Origin of the sequence: Trebonia kvetii (genome assembly GCF_007827045.1) — a bacterium.
Classification (GTDB): Bacteria; Actinomycetota; Actinomycetes; order Streptosporangiales; family Streptosporangiaceae; genus Trebonia; species Trebonia kvetii.
In genome coordinates this window covers 1-279 of sequence record NZ_RPFW01000074.1, presented here as the reverse complement: position 1 = coordinate 279, position 279 = coordinate 1, and the positions used below count along the sequence as shown (strand labels likewise).

General features: G+C 77.1%; 1 protein-coding gene. It reads right to left on the bottom strand.

Going from position 1 to position 279, the window contains the following annotated elements; all coding sequences use genetic code 11:
* Positions 1-279, bottom strand: a 279-nt coding sequence (locus tag EAS64_RS44360) for a DUF6788 family protein (protein WP_222850059.1), incomplete at both ends; no start/stop codon positions are given.

Here is a 279-nt window from a genome sequence, read left to right as displayed (position 1 = left end):
CGGTCTCGGCCTGCTCACCACGGCGGAGATAACGCCGCACCACGTCGGCCAGGGCAGCCGGCACGTACCTGGCCCGGCCGCGCCCCGCCGGGCGCGGGGTGAAGTACGCATACGGGCCGTGCGGCTCCCCCTCGGCGCACCGGCAGCCGGGACGGCCGCACCGCCGCGACTGCTCGGCCAGCGTCCCGGAAAGGACCTGCTCCACGTCGCCGAGCCGGGCCGCCGCGGCCCGGCGCCGGGCCAGCAGCTGCTCTGTGGTGAGGCCGCCAAGATCGTTCT